The sequence below is a fragment of the Pseudovibrio sp. WM33 genome, assembly GCF_001623165.1.
In the GTDB taxonomy this organism is placed as follows: domain Bacteria; phylum Pseudomonadota; class Alphaproteobacteria; order Rhizobiales; family Stappiaceae; genus Pseudovibrio.
This window is the reverse complement of sequence record NZ_LMCK01000096.1, coordinates 1-15571: the sequence shown is the minus strand read 5'-3', so window position 1 is coordinate 15571 and position 15571 is coordinate 1. Positions and strand designations below refer to the sequence as shown.

The following is a 15571-nucleotide window of genomic DNA, read 5'->3' as shown; positions in this document are numbered from 1 at the left end:
CTCCCAATGACGCTGACAATCTGCTTCTGCGTCAGGAATATTCTTCGGCTGCTTCCAGCTCTTCAAAAATGTAATCGAGTGTCTGCTCAATGGTGGGGCGCTCGAAAAAGATGCGCAGCGGCACTTCCATTCCCAACACATCATGCATTCGGGCAATAATGCGTGTGGCTCGAAGAGAATGTCCGCCAATGTCGAAGAAGTTGTCGCGTATGCCGACACGCTCCAGCTGCAGAACTTCGGCCCAGATACGTGCAAGCTCCTCTTCCATTGGGGTTTCAGGAGGCACGTAACTGGTGATCGGCTGAACGCTGCCGCTATCGGGCTTTGGAAGCTGGATACGGTCTATTTTGCCGTTAGACGTCAAAGGCAAGGTATCCAACTGCACATAGAGCCCCGGCACCATATACTCCGGCAATTGACTGGCGAGGATGGTACGCAATGCAGCAGGATCTAGTTGGCCAACGCCTTTATCAGGGCATACATAGGCAACCAGCTGCGTGTCTTTGGCCTGATCCTGATGGGCCACGACGACAGCATTGGACACGCCCTCACTCAGACGCAAGGCATGTTCGATCTCGCCGGGCTCAATCCGATAGCCACGCACTTTGATCTGGAAGTCATCTCGCCCTAAATACTCAATGGTGCCATCTTTCAGATAGCGCCCAACATCACCAGTCTTATAAAGGCGCTCTCCAGCTTTGAACGGGCTATCAATAAAACGTTCTGCTGTGAGTTCTGGGCGGTTCAGATATCCGGCTGCAACACCTGGGCCAGCAACATAAAGCTCCCCCGCCACACCGGGGGCGGCAAGTGCCAGATGTTGATCCAGAACATACATAGTCATGCCTGCGATGGGGCGGCCTATAGGAACAACTGGCGGATAATCTGCGTGATGTTCAACCTCTTGCGCTGTGCAATATATGCTTGCCTCAGTAGGTCCATAAAGGTTCTGCAGCCGTACGGGCCCCAGTATTTCGAAACAACGCTTTGCCAGATAGGAAGAAAAGGCCTCACCACCGCACAGCATAGACCGCAAGCTCGTGCAAGTGTCAGCCCCTTCGCAAGACAGGAAGAAGCCCAACAAAGAAGGGACAAACTGACAGACTGTGACCTGATACTCACCGATGAGTTCAACCAGATACGTACCTTCCAGTAAGCGGGAGCGGTCTGCCACAATTATGCTGGCACCACAGGTAAGGCTGGCGAATATCTCAACCACTGAGATGTCAAAGGTGAGAGAGGTGGACAGGAGAACTCTGTCTTGCTGCGTGATTTGTCCTTGCTGCTGGAACCAAGCAACGAGATTAGCCGGACCTTTGTGCGGTACCATCACGCCCTTAGGTTTGCCCGTGGTGCCAGAGGTGTAGATCACATAAGCTGTGTTTTTGCGGGAAACCGATGCATTCAAGTTGTCTTCGCCAAGCACCTGCCAGCATGGATCAGGCTGATCCAGATTGATCAGCTTCTCAGTAACACCCATCTCTACCATTTGAGGCAGGGTGACATCATCACACAGAACCAGAGCCGGAGCGCTGTCTTCAATCAAGTAAGTGATGCGCTCAATGGGGTAGGTTGCATCAACTGGGACATAGGCTACGCCGGTTTTCAGGATGGCGAGGAGTGCGATGACGGCATCAGCGGTTTTTAGCATGCACACCGCAACACGGTCTTGATATCCAACGCCTTTGGAAACCAGATATCTGGCAAGCTTGTTGGCTTGACTGTTCACCTGAGCATAAGTGAGTTGGAGTTCTTCACTGATCAAGGCAACCTGATCACCGCGTGCTGCAGCAGCGGCTTCAAAGCCGCCATGGAGTGTGTTTGAACTCTCCGAAAACTCTGGCCCTGCTGCAAATTCATGGAGCTTGGTCTCCAGATCCCGATCCAAACCAACAAGTTGATGTGTTGGTGTCGTTTCAGCCTCTGGATAGACTTTTGTGAGGTGTTGCAGTCCCTCCAGTGTCATCCTCAAAAGTGCAGATGCATTGCAACCATGTGGGGCCTGTGTCTGGACTTTGAATGTTCCCCCGAAGTCATCAATTGTCAGGTTAAACGGGTAACTGGTGCCATAATGGCCGGTGAGGTACGTGGCGCCTGGTAAGTCGCGGTGAGAGGTACCTTGAGACCCATCCGACAGAAGCTCGGCATGGCGAAAGTTAATCAGCGAAGTGATGAGTGGTGTAGTACGGTCCACCCCACTGGCTTCAATCGCATCGGTTAGCGAGGAGAACTCATGGTGCATCAGATCGATAAGTATCTGGTGAACAGCACGAAGGGCGCTCACCCAATCCCTGTCACCAAGCTGGATGCGCAAGGGGAGGGTGTTGATGAAGGGACCCAGTATCCGCTCAGCATTTTCAAGCCCTTGCAATCGTCCAAGGAGAACTGTGGCAAAGCAAATATCTTCCTGACCAGAACACCTTGCCATGACCAGAGCCCAGACGAAGTGAAATACTGAAGCTGTACTCACCCCTAATCGGCTGGCAAGTTCTCTGATGTCCGCAGTGAGCGCGCTGTCGGTACTGGTGCTATCAGTATCCAGATCTGCGCCATGAACATGCTCACCTGTAAGGCCAAAGGGCGCTGTGGCGCTTTCAAATCCACTGAACAGGTCATGAAAGAAGTTGCGTGTGTCCTCCTTGCGGGTCTGCTCCTGTTGGAACGCAACATATTTTCCAAACTGAACAGGAGCAGGCAACGCCTCACCTTGCTCCATCATGAATGCTTTGACCTCAGCGTTCAGCTGCTTGAGTGATGTGTTGTCGTCGATAATGTGGTGGAACAGTTTAAGAGCCAACCAGCGTTTGTTGTCAGCATCATAGCAATAATGAACGCGAAGAAGAGAGGGTTCGCGAAGATCAACTTTTGTTATTCGGGGATCAAATAAGGCCTGAAGCTTTGCAACGACATCTCCAGTACCTTTGAGGCTATCAGTATCCAACTCACAGGTTTTCAGCTTAACATTTTTCAGAACAACCTGAAGTGGCTGTTCCAGCCCTTCGGACACAAACACTGTGCGCAAAATGTCGTGGCGATCCATAACCTTCTGTAGGGCCGCAAGATAGCTCTGCAATGCTTCAGCGGTCTCAAATGCCATCAGGCTCCAGAGCAGATAAGGGTCCCCTTGTTCTGAAAGCCGATGATGGAAGTAAATGCCTTCCTGTAATGGTGTCAGAGGGTAAATGTCTTTTACATTTTGGATGCCACCGGGGACCGAGCCTGCAACATGCTCAATCTGCATTTGCGAAAGGCCGGAGATAGACATTGGGCGTTGGTTGGTGTTGTTTTCTCCAGCAGATGACCTTTGTTGAACGCTGGATTGAATGTGTTGCGCAAGATCCTTGAGCACTGGCCAGCGCAGCAAATCCACTGCTGCCAGATGGAAGCCTTTTGCATGCAGGGAGGCCTGTACTCTTGCAGCTAAGAGTGAGTGACCACCCAGTTCAAAAAAGTTGTCAAAGCGGCCAACCTGTTCGACCTTCAGAATATCTGCCCAAACCTGAGCTAACAGCGTTTCGCGGTCCCCCTCTGGGTCTGCAAAGGTTTTGCTTTTGGTCTGTCCAACGTCGTATCTTTCAAGCGCTTTGTGATCCAGTTTACCGTTCTGGGTCAGCGGTAGTGCTTCTAACTCAACGAATACTGAGGGCACCATGTAGCTTGGCAGAAGATTAGCTGCAAAAGAATGGAGCGTGTTGGTGTCCAATCCTGCCGTTTGTGCCACGGGCACATAGTGAGCGACCAGCAGGGCATCACTTGTGGCCTCATTTCTACAGGTGACAACAACGTGCTGAAGCTCATCGTGGGTGGCGAGAGCGGCTTCGACTTCGCCCAGTTCGATGCGGTATCCGCGCACTTTCACCTGGCTGTCATTCCGGCCCAGATACAACAAAGTTCCGTCAGTTGCATACCTAGCCAGATCCCCAGTTTTATACAGGCGATCTGCAGGCGAAAGAGGGCTCTCAATAAACCGCTCCGCGTTTAAAGCAGGACGGTTAAGGTAGCCTCGTGCAACGCCCGCTCCACCGACGAATAGCTCTCCGGTTGCACCCAAAGGCACAGGCATGAGGTTATCATCCAGTACATGAAGGCTCAGGTCATCCAACTGGCGACCAATGGGGCTACCTTCTGAATAGCGATGAATGTTCTCAGCCGTGAGCTCCATATAGGAAACATGTACGGTGGTTTCTGTGATCCCGTACATGTTCACCATCTGACACTCCGCATTGCCAGGGTTATCGAACCAGCTTTTGAGCATCCGCGTTGACAGGGCTTCACCACCAAACACCACTGAGCGCAATGCATGTGGCGTGTTGGCTTCGGCCTGTGCCACCATGAAAGCATGAAAGGCGGAAGGTGTTTGACTGAGAACCGTTACCCCTTGTTTGCAGCACAAAGTGTAGAACTGAGCGGGATCACGGCGCACATCCTCTGGCACAATTGCAACAGAGCCGCCCGTAGAAAGAGCTCCCCATATCTCCCAGACCGAAAAGTCAAACGCGTAGGAATGGAAGAAGGACCAGACATCGGAAGATGTGAAGTTGAACAGAGGCTGGCAGGTGTCAATCAGACGTGCAATGTGTCGATGTTCAATTTGAACACCTTTGGGTTGCCCGGTAGATCCTGAGGTGTAGATGACATAAGCAAGGTCCTCAGCGCAGACAGGCTCCAGCACAAGACCTATCGGCACTGAGTGGTCTGTGTTTTCTTCAAGAGCTTCAAAAACATGGAGATTTTGATTGTCTGGCAAACTTGCAAGAGATTGGTGCGTCGCACGGCAGCATAAAATCAAATCTGGCGCACTGTCCTGAAGAATAAAGGCCATTCGCGCTTCTGGTAGTGCGGGATCGATTGGAAGATATGCTCCACCAGCTTTCCAGACTGCCAGCAGTGCCACGATCAAATCGGCGTTTCTTTCCATACATACGCCGACCAGCTTCTCCTTACCTACACCATGAACACGTAGTTTCATGGCCAGGTATGCGGCTTGCTTTTCTAATTCTCCGCAGGAGAGTGATGTTTCGTCCAGAAGGATTGCAATGTGTTGAGGCTGGGATTTTGCGAGCTGTTCCAGTCTATGGACAACCAGACTTGGTGCACTGGTCTTCGGTGGTTGGGTAGGCGCGCTGAGCGAGAGCAGTTGCTTTCGTTCTTCTTCACAAACCGCGCTGAAACTGGCAACTGACAGGCTCAGCTCAGATAAACACTGTTCCAGCAATGCGAAGAAATTTTCCTGCATGCGTTCTATGGTTTGAGGCTGAAAGAGGTCAGTCGCATAGTTCCACAAAAGAGTCAGCGCCGGGATATCAGTACTGTCAGAGGAACGGGGTAGAATGACTACCTCAATATCAAATTTGGCAGAGTTGTTGCTATAGGCTTCGTATAGCGAGACCTTCAACTCGTCTCTTGCAAGCTCTGGTACCTTTGAGTTGTGGTAGCTAAAACCAACTTGGAAAATGGGGTTTCTGGCAAGGTCCCGTTCAGGCTGCAGCGCTCGGACAACTCGTTCAAACGGCACTTCTTCATTGTCATAAGCGTTGGAGAGTGTGCTTCGCAGTTGATGTAGATATTCTGAAAAACTTGGGTTGTTAGACAGATCGGAGCGAATAACGACACTGTTCACAAACATGCCCAGCATATGTTCTGAAAAGCTGGTTTTCCGGTTTGCGACGGCGCTGCCTGTGAGCAGGTCTTTTTGGCCTGTGTAGCGGGAGAGTAGAAGATGGAAGACACCGAGAAGCACAGTATAATCTGTATGACCACTGGCCTTACAGTAGGCTTCCAGTTTTTGAAGCAGCGCCCCTGTTAATTCCAAACGGGACTGTTTACCTTTGAACGACATTGTTTCAGGGCGCGAGGCATCAGTCGGGAGAGCGAGAGTAAAGTTGGCGCCTGAGAGTTGTTCTTTCCAATAGGTCAGCTGCTTTTCATAGGTTCTTTCAGCGTCCTCACTTTGCTGCCATCCCACGTAATGCCGGTACTGAGCAGGGACAGGTGCAAGATTGGGCAGTGCTCCATCTGCGAAAGCCTCATAAGCCTCCAGAAACTCTGAAAGAAAGATATTCGCGCTCCAACCGTCATGAACAAGGTGATGTTCAATGTGCAAGAGAGCGGAAGAGCCATCATCAAGCTTGAACAATACCCAACGAGCCAACGGCAAGCGGCTGGTGTCAAAGGGTTTTGAGACCTCACGATCAACAGCCCTCCAGAGCTCTGGACTATCCATTGAGGTGTTGAGGTCCACCGGGTCCAATTGGGCCGGCACAGGTTGATGAACTTTCTGATAGGTCGTGCCAGAAGTATCTTCGTGAAACGTAGTGCGAAAAATCTCATGACGCTCGACAAGCAGGTCCAATGCTGAGCGTAACGCGGATGCATCTACTTTGCCCTGCATCCGGATCAGGCATTGAGCGTTGTATGCAAGAGATCCCGGCGTTAGTTTTTCCAGTAACCACACTCCGTTTTGCTGATGAGAAACGGGGAAGGTGGTTCTTCCCAGATCATAATCAGTCAAAGCCCTCTCGGATCTGTCCGGTTTTTCTGAGGTTTGGATTTTTGCTGCGAGTTCGCAGAGGTTCTTTCCGGTAAATACATCTTCTAGTGTGAGGGCTGGGCCAAACCGTTCACGGCACCGCGTGAGAAACTGAACTGCATCAAGGGAAGAGCCTCCCAGAGTTTGAAGTGTGTCATTACGAAAGACCGTTTCGACGTGGAGCAGATCTATCCAAAAATCAGCGAGGATCTGCTGAGTTTCTGTGCTTGGAAACTCGTTTGCCTGCGCGCCGCGGGCATATCTGTCGGGAGCTGGAAGCACTTTTCGATCTATCTTGCCATTTCTATTTAGAGGGAACTCTTCGAGGTGAATAAACGCGCTCGGTACCATATAGTTTGGCAAGAAGGCGGAGAGGCTCGTTTTAAACTCGTCTACGCTAGGGACAAGATTGCCATCTCGCGAAGTGAAATAGGCGAGGATTTCCGGGTCTTTTGAGTACTCTGTTGTCGTAGTAACATGGGCGTGCTCTATGCATCCAAGCTCAGAAAAACACTTCTCGATTTCTTTCAGTTCAACACGATAGCCACGCACCTTGACCTGCTCATCCAGACGACCGAGGAACTCCAGCGTTCCATCCGCAAGTCGCCGCGCGCGGTCTCCTGTGTTATAGAGCCGGCCAGTTGCAATGCCGAGGACAGAACGGAATACTTTCGCGGTAAGATCTGGTTGGTTCTTGTATCCACGGGCTAACCCGATACCACCTAGCCACAGGGTGCCGACCTCACCATCTTTCACTTGTTTCAGGTCATCATCGAGAAGATGGACATCAACGTTTGAGATCGGTTTGCCTATTGGAACTGTATCCGAACTACCAGTTTCACCGCTGCTCTTGTAAAGTGTTGCGCATACGGTGTTTTCAGTCGGACCGTATGCATTTATCAGGTTAACGTGCCCGGACCAGCGTTCCACGAGCGGCCACGGCATTGCCTCGCCCGCGACCACCAATGTCTTTAAGCTCGAGTAATCCAACGGGTCCATGCGACTGGCAAGAGAAGGAGGCACTGTTAGATGAGAAATACATCTTTCTCTAACCATCTGCTTCAATGCATCTCCGGCTAACAGCGTGCCGTCGGGTGCAAAATGAAGCTGCGCTCCGCAACATAAACTTACCAGAATTTCGGATATTGACGCATCAAAACCTAAAGATGCGAACTGAAGGACGCGAGAAGTCTCATCCAGACCAAAACAGCGTGCTTGTTCAGAGACTAGATTTAGCAGGCCACGATGTTCAACCATGACACCCTTGGGCTGTCCCGTAGAGCCTGAGGTGTAGATGATGTAAGCAAGCTGATCTGGATTAACCGATTGGCTTGTGCTGCTAGTGAAGGGAGTTGGATCCAGTTTAGAATAATTAACGATCTGCAATGAGTTCGGTATCTCAGCAGATAACTCCTTCACAAGAGAAGCCGTTTCTTCAGTGCACACAACGATACTGGCCTTGCTGTCCTTAAGCATGAACTCAAGCCGTTTGCGTGGGAGGCTATTGTCCAGCGGGACATAAACTCCTCCAGCTTTATGAGTGGCAAGCAACGCTATTATGGCTTCTGGAGTGCGAGGCATACACACCCCAACAGTAACTTCAGGCCCTACTGCGTTTGATTGCAGAACGCTCGCTAGTTGGGCTGTCGCGGCAAGCATTTCGCGGTAACTGATAATCTTACCATCCCCGACTAAGGCTGGCTTTGAAGCATTTTTCGTCACAACTTGTTCTATTTGCGACACGACATTGCCTAGGTCACCTGGGTTCATCGTAACCTGGTTGCGAGGATTGGTTTCTTCCATGAAACAACTATCATTGATTGTGTAATTGAATAAAAATTTATATTACTGAGAGTTATTTGTACTCACTCTCAGTCCATACGTCCGTTTATATCGGATTTTTGGAAGTAAAGATGAATTTTATTCATTAGGGCCTCGGGTATTAAATTTTTAATTGCTCAAACATTCTTTCTAATATATCACAAAGTCAAGTTATAATTCGAATCTGAAAGCATCTTGTTAGCGTGCTGGGGAAACAAATGAACCACTCATATTTGAGGGAGAGCATCTCAACATTGATATGATCGGCAACCTAAAAGGCTGGTCAAACACTGATTGCGAAGTTTTCTATAGCAACTAACTCGCCGCGCAATTTTCGCGCCGAACGTCCTCATTAACGAGCAGGTTATTTTCTTCATGCCCGTACCACGTCACCGGCAATCATTTCTGCGTCAGTTCTGGGTACTTCCGAGACCAGCAAAAACTATTCTGGTTGGCACCTTTTGCGCACGCTTTGCATCGTTCATGATCTGGCCTTTCTTCGCGGTACTCATGGCACGAAACTTCGGAACCTCTATTGCCGAACTTGGGGTAGTTTTTTCGCTGTCGGCGTTTGCTGCGCTTATTGCCTCGCCTGTAAGTGGGATTATAGCGGACAAGTTGAATCGTCGCGCGATCATGCTGATCAGTGCTTTGAGCATCTTAGGGCTCTATTGCGTTCTGGCGTTTGGCAGGGACGAGCAGATCTATTTTGCGGTTATCGTGGGCATGTCCGTTGCCAATGGTGCACTCGAGCCGCTTTTACGATCTGCATTGGGGGACTGCGCAGCGAAAGATGAAGACCGACCACTGCTGTTTCACATACGCTACTATCTGGTCAATATCGCAGGTGCGTTAGGGCCTTTGTGCGGGCTATGGTTTGCAAACCAAAACTCAAACTTCGCTTTTCTGGCAGGTGCGGTGGCGTACGCTGTTCTCGCGCTCTGCATAATGAAAAGTGTCGCGCCAAGCGTTGTTGTCTCAGACAGGGAGGAAATGCCGGTTTCGACACTGTTAAAAACATCCGTAGTGGATCGTCTTTTTCTGACACTGTTTATCTCAAATTTCTTCCTGGTCATCCTGTATGCACAAATAGATGAGCCCCTGACATTTTTCCTGATGTCTCTCGAAACGCCTGACATTAATGGGATTATCGCATCGATCAATGTTACCAACACGAGCGTCGTTTTGGTTGTCCATCTGTTCTTGATGAAGTGGCTGGTTGAGCTTGAAGAACATAAGGCCATTCTGGCTGCATTCTTTTTCCTGATGCTTGGTCTGCTGGTGATCGCTTCCAATCGCTCTGAAATAAGGGAGTTGTGGCTTGTTGCAATAGCGCTTGCGACATTGGCGGAAATTATCGCCATGCCTTTGTTTGCTACAGTGGTGGATCGCACTGCTCCTTTCCGTCTTAGGAACAGCTATATGGGCCTTTACATGCTCTCCAATGCGGGAGCTGCTGCGGTCCCATTTGCTGCAGCAATGGTGATTGAACACATCGGTGGAGGGCCATTGTTCCTCACATCCGCGATCATGTGCGTGCCGGTAGCTTACCTGGGTTTCCGGCTGCTCAGTGCAACCAAACAAAGAGAAGAAATTGCGGAGCAGGCCAGCTGAAATGCTGACCCATCTCACGTGAGGAGTGGTGTGAAATGAACCCGTACAGTTCTCTGGCTTCCAACAAGTTCTGGCGCCTATCGATCGCAGAGCGAGACTATTTCTCGATCTCGCAGGTCTGGACCCCGAAGTTTAAGATACAGAAGGATGCTGCCATAATAACTGCTGGATCTTGCTTCTCTCAAAACATGGGCAAAGAACTGCAGCGACGTGGGATGAACTGGCATAATGCAGAACCCGCGCCTGACGATTTGTGCGCTCGGGAAGCGCTTGATCACAACTATGGCGTTTTCTCATTCAGAACAGGAAATATCTATACTGCACGTTTGTTGTTGCAATGGCTCCAATGGGCTTTTGATGAAGTCCCCCAGTCTAGAGAGACCTGGAATAATGGAGAGCGGTACTTCGATCCATTCCGGCCCAATATTTCTCCTGATGGCTTTGAAAGCCCTCAAGCCATGTGGGCATCACGTGAAGACACCCTTGAAGCTATTCGCAAAGCGATAAGCTCTGCTGATCTGTTCGTGTTTACTATGGGTTTGACAGAGGCATGGCTCAATACCGCAACAGATGTTGTCTATCCTATGTGCCCTGGCACAGTGAAAGGCCGGTTTGATGAAAGATTGCATAAAGCACATAATTTTGCCTTTGCAGAAATACTCTCTGATTTTCAGGAATGTATCGATCTTATAGGAAGGCACAATCCCAACCTACGTCTGGTGTTCACCGTCTCACCGGTTCCGGTCACGGCGACATTCACGACGCATCATGTGCTAACAGCTTCCACCTATACCAAGTCTGTTCTGAGAGCTGTGGCAGGGCAGTTGGAAGCCTCCAATGAGAACGTGGAGTATTTTCCATCCTACGAACTGGTTGCTTCTCCTCCCATGAACGGAGTGTTCTACAGCCCCAACAAGCGCACGATCACACCAACCGGCGTCCGGTTTGTAATGGACCATTTCTTTAATGGCATTTCTTCTGCTGACCAGACGCTGCAAGGTCAATCAGAAATCAGCACGCAATCATTCCTGCCAACTGAGGATATCATCTGTGAAGAAGAACTACTCGACTATTACAAATGACATCCAGTTCTTGTTGCTAGGAGACTCCCACGCTGGCGCAATTGGGCGTGCGGCCAAGGAAGCTGGAATCCCGTTCGTTGGTGGTCCAATGGGGGCAGGGCGCGAGTTCACAGCTCCTTTTGTTGACTGGAATAACAAAAGTCCGGTTTTTCGAAGTGGTTATGCCAATGAAATGTATCTGACTTTTCTGGGGGAACTCGATGCAAATTCGCTGCAGGATGTAAAGGTTCCACTGCTCTGCACTTTCGGCTTTGCGCTGCATTTTTATGCAACCACTGAAAACTGGGAGATATACAGGGAGGTTGACGGAAAGCTGCCATCAGCCTTTCTGGAAGGCCCTCTGTTTCATGACCTTATCTGTGCAATGGCACAGGGCGCTTTGGATTTCTACTGCACCGTTCTCAAAATGGGAGTTGAGGTGTTTGCCGTTCTTCCTCCCCAGAAGGTGCCTGAGACTTCAGAGCCAAGTGTTTTCCAAGCAGCGCAAAACGTGTTGTTTGCAGAAGCAGAACGCTTGGGTCTTCCGGTTCTGGACGTTCGTGATGGTACTACGGGTTTTGATAAACTACAGCGCGAAGACTTCGCGCAGGAAAATGACCCGATTCACGGGAATACTGCATTTGGGCAGGCTATTTTGAATGCGTTTGTCAGTCAGAGGGTATCAGCCCATGTTGGTGCGTGATTTGAAGCAAGAACACATTGAGGCTGATCTGACGAGCTGTACCATGTCGTTGTTGACCGATGGTACGGTTCAGAAGCTCCATGCGTACATGGGGCGAACAGTACTGGTGCTTGGAATTGAAGCAGCACAGATGCGTGGGGAAAATACGTGTGAGCTGGAATGCCTCAAAGAGTTGCATTGCAAAGCCGCGATTGGGGGTATGCCGGTTTTAGAGCATTGGCTCGATGCGTTAGAAGGCGCCTATTTAGTCCTGTTTCGCCTTGCGTTTGTCGCGGAGAAAACCTACCGCGTTTCACACTCCAGTGCCCTTGAGTTTGCCGCGGGCAACAAAGATATGATCGAGAGCGAGTTTGGCTCTGCGGAAGCTTATGCTGATTATTATGGCACTTTAAACAGCGAAGCCAATACCAAGGCGTTTGCGCGAGCAAACGCGCAAGTTCATTCCAACATAAACGCCAAACTGTTTACTGATGGCTCGCTGCAAGATGCAAACACGACTGCTTTACTCAGCCTGTTTAAAGCTTCGGCCTATGCCTTTGCGTGTGCTCATGCATTTGGTGAGTTGGAGAGGCGTTACTGTGAGGCTCGACAGCACCTCGTTAGATGCCTTCGAACTGTTATTGTTTAACTATTTTCCAAGGAGAGAACTTCATGCATGAACATGCTCTGACAGCTATTGAAAGTATTGCCGCAGCACCTCGAGAAACCTACAGGCGTATTCAGCTGGACCGTCTTACACCGGTCATTGGCGCTGAGGTCTGCGGAGTAAATCTATCTGATGGCGTAAACAAAGAGCAGTTTGCAGAGATTCACCGTGCGTTTCTTGAGAATCATGTTCTGGTGTTCCGCAACCAAAAACTCACCAAAGATCAACAAAAGGAGTTTGCCCGGCAGTTTGGTACACTGCGTGCTCTTCCGTTGAGTGACATTGATGGTGATGATCCCGAGATTGTCTTAATCCGTGCCGGTAAGAAATCTCGCTTTGTTGCAGGAGAGGTTTGGCATACAGATGGTACAGCTGATCCTGCCCCTTCGCATAGCTCGATGTTGTACATGCATGAGACACCTGAGCTTGGATGCGGTGGGGATACCGTGTTCGCGAACATGCATCTGGCCTATGAGATGTTGTCGCCTGAGATGAAAGAGTTCTTACTTGGGCTGACTGCAGTTCACGACGGAGCCGTGCCGTGGAAGGGCTTCACGCCGCCAGAAGGGCTACCTAAAACTGAGCACCCAATAGTTGCGAAACACCCTGAGACAGGCAAGCCAATGCTTTTTGTGAACTCGGGTTTTACAACGCATATTCCGAGTTTATCCGAGGACGAGAGTGATGCCATTTTAAAGATGCTCTTTCAACTCGTTGAACGCGAACAGGCATTGAATTGCCGTATACGTTGGGAGCCGGGGACATTGGTGTTTTGGGACAATCGTTGCACGCAGCATCGCGCAGTCTGGGACTATTACCCATACTCCCGCTTTGGCGAACGCGTAACTGTTTTGGGCACTCAACCAGCCGCCGCAAAACCTCACCTAATCATGAAGGAAATGGAGTTGGCAGACTGAGTACCACGCAACACGACTTCATTCGTTTGAAGGATAGGGTCTCTGGCCCCTACCAGTTAAGTATTTTTATCTTAAGCCTTAAAAGCGTTCACCATCAGGTCTGATAAATGTCGGAACTCCGCCTAAATATATCGGCAACAACATTTGTTGCAACCAAGCAGAACTGGTGGGTAGGGCGCAAGGCAGGAATGTCATGAGTGGCAGGGAGCTTACACCTTGCCGCAGCGCTCTGGCCCTGACGGACGAAGACCCTACACATCGCAGGACGACAGGGCAAAAAGGAGAAAGGCACTGCTGAAGGAGCTTTCGGGGACGATGAGTCTGCCAAGTGTGCGGATCACACTTAAGCACGACGCCAGCGGCAGCAGTGCTGACCAAAGCTGCCATTCGCTGCGGTGCAATAATCTAACTCGACATCAAGTCTTAGCTGTTCTGGCTTGGGCCATATGTATGGACCGCCTGCATTTCGCAAGAGATTTTTTACTTTGAATCTTGAAGTCGCTACTATGTATCCGACCTGTTTATCGGCGCGCGGGCCGTGGCCTTGATGGTAATACACACGTACTGACAGTCTAATTACCAGACAGGTTACTTAAAGCCATTTTGGCCCTTTGACTTTTGGTGCGTTCTTTCTTCCGTTCTATGCTTATGCTCTGTCGCGAACTTTTAAGGAGGTTCTGGTTAGGTCGCCTCCATGTCAGTTTTTATGGCTGTCAAGCTCCCTGCAATTATACAATACGCTTTAGGCGATCCTTGTCGGCTTATTGGCCAAGGCGACGGCCAGTTTATTCTTATGCATTCGCTTGGATGCCCGCTCCAGCCAGTCTCCGAAGCTTAGATTCAGCCAAAGTTTCGGTCGCATCATAAAAACGTGTGCCGCCTGCACCAACAGCATGCGTAAATAGCGATTTCCGGCTTTCGATATTTTGCCTAGGATGGGTTTGTCTCCTGTACTGTACTGTACTGTACTGTACTGCCGGGGGACTAGGCCCAACCAAGCGCCAAGGTCTCGTCCGCGTTCAAAAGCAGATCCGTTGCCGATGGCGGCCACCAGCGCGGTGGAGATGATAGATCCGATGCCGGGGATGCTCATCAGCAGTTGGTAGCCAACTGCCTTGCCTGAGAGGGGGAATCTGACCAGCTCTGCGGAGAAACTCACCATGGGATGAACGATCTGGTGACCAAGTTTGAGTGAGACCTTCTGGTTGAATGCACACGATCTGGACTTCAGTGTACCAAGACTCAAGGCAAGGTTCTGGGACATACCCCGATATTGTAAGCGGTACAAAAAAGAAAAAGCACGGAAACTGCTTGCTGCAGAACGATTAATATTGGCTATTGCGCGTATTCTTAAAAACAGTCAACAAGCCATCATGGCCATCATGGCCATCATGGCCATCAAAGATTTGTTAATCACATAAATCCAACCCAATCTCTTTTACCATGATCTCCTCACGAACAAGAGGGGATCATAATTTCCATCGCAGGGAAAGGGTTTGATTTATATTCCAAACCGACGATCTAGCTGCAGGCCTTGATCAGAATAGGGAAATCAACCAAGTGTTCGGAATCTGCAATTTTGATATCCGTTACATATCCATTTACGTTTGTTTTGGCTTCAAGTAAGCGAACAGGTACTCCGCCTGCAGCCTTGCTGACTTCCTCATCGACTTCTTTGATTGTCAGCCTTGGAACTGCGAAGGAAAGCTCACGGATACTTTCACCAGCTCTTTTGCGGCGCTTTGCCATTAAATTATCTCCAGTGATTTTGGGGGTTAAGGTGCTTCCGCAACGCAATTTGAATCGGTGTAGTATACAGTTACCTGGATATCACCAGGTGCAATTGGGATGAAGAGCTTGGACTGGCTAAGTCCTGGATAGACAAACATTCCGCCAATATTGAAATCATCCGGATAGAAAAAACGGGTAACGTTAGGTTGCTTTACAATTATCCAGGTCATGATTGCCGGGTTTGTACCGGATTTAGCTCCCACCATAATATTAAGATTCCCTCCATTCTGGATAGGGGTAATGACAACTGAATCACATGCCACGGGACTACACTCCTATGATATTACGGCCTAGATAATCTACACAATCTCAGAGATTGAAGTATTGCTCAGTATTGTGTAAGTAATATTACCTAGAATACATCCGGTTAACATTACACCATTCTTTACTATTGTTTACTGGTGAATATTAACGTTATTTATTTTACGATCCATATTTTACGTGATTGGTAGAGCTGGCTCGGGAAATTTGGACAGGTTGTGAAAGTGG

At 49.6% G+C, this 15571-nt stretch carries 8 protein-coding genes and 1 pseudogene; 5 read left to right on the top strand and 4 right to left on the bottom strand.

The features are described 5' to 3' along the window. Positions 1-31: 31 nt before the first annotated feature. Positions 32-8332 (bottom strand): non-ribosomal peptide synthetase, encoded by an 8301-nt coding sequence (locus PsWM33_RS18410; protein WP_063301187.1) that lies wholly within the window; start codon positions 8330-8332, stop codon positions 32-34. Between the two features lie 393 nt (positions 8333-8725). Between PsWM33_RS18410 and PsWM33_RS18400 the strand changes: the two genes are divergently transcribed. The 5 genes from PsWM33_RS18400 to PsWM33_RS18380 are packed head-to-tail and all read left to right on the top strand — an operon-like array spanning position 8726 to position 13291. After that, positions 8726-9964, top strand: a complete 1239-nt coding sequence (locus PsWM33_RS18400; RefSeq protein ID WP_082827070.1) for an MFS transporter — start codon at positions 8726-8728, stop codon at positions 9962-9964. A gap of 35 nt (positions 9965-9999) precedes the next feature. After that, positions 10000-11046 carry a GSCFA domain-containing protein gene (locus tag PsWM33_RS18395; RefSeq protein ID WP_063301184.1) on the top strand — a complete coding sequence of 349 codons (1047 nt, stop codon included), beginning with the start codon at positions 10000-10002 and terminating at the stop codon, positions 11044-11046. Beyond that, positions 11015-11728, top strand: coding sequence for a hypothetical protein (locus PsWM33_RS18390; RefSeq protein ID WP_153039970.1), 714 nt, complete (start codon positions 11015-11017; stop codon positions 11726-11728). Before PsWM33_RS18395 ends, PsWM33_RS18390 begins: the two co-directional genes overlap by 32 nt. Beyond that, positions 11715-12356, top strand: coding sequence for a hypothetical protein (locus PsWM33_RS18385; RefSeq protein WP_063301183.1), 642 nt, complete (start codon positions 11715-11717; stop codon positions 12354-12356). The genes PsWM33_RS18390 and PsWM33_RS18385 overlap by 14 nt, the downstream gene beginning before the upstream one ends. Positions 12357-12379: 23 nt before the next feature. Next, a complete protein-coding gene (locus PsWM33_RS18380; RefSeq protein ID WP_063301182.1) occupies positions 12380-13291 on the top strand; it encodes a TauD/TfdA dioxygenase family protein in 912 nt (303 codons plus the stop codon). A 742-nt stretch (positions 13292-14033) separates the two neighbouring features. Here PsWM33_RS18380 and PsWM33_RS18375 read toward each other — a convergent pair. The 3 genes and pseudogenes from PsWM33_RS18375 to PsWM33_RS18360 form a co-directional block, all read right to left on the bottom strand. Further along, positions 14034-14387: pseudogene (locus tag PsWM33_RS18375) on the bottom strand (transposase); the annotation flags it as partial. Positions 14388-14812: 425 nt separating this feature from the next. Then, on the bottom strand, positions 14813-15040 hold the full coding sequence (locus tag PsWM33_RS18365) for a hypothetical protein (protein ID WP_063297798.1): 228 nt from the start codon (positions 15038-15040) through the stop codon (positions 14813-14815). Positions 15041-15066: 26 nt separating this feature from the next. Further along, the gene (locus tag PsWM33_RS18360) at positions 15067-15288 is read right to left on the bottom strand and encodes a hypothetical protein (RefSeq protein ID WP_063301179.1); all 222 of its coding nucleotides are present in this window, start codon (positions 15286-15288) and stop codon (positions 15067-15069) included. Positions 15289-15571: the final 283 nt, after the last annotated feature.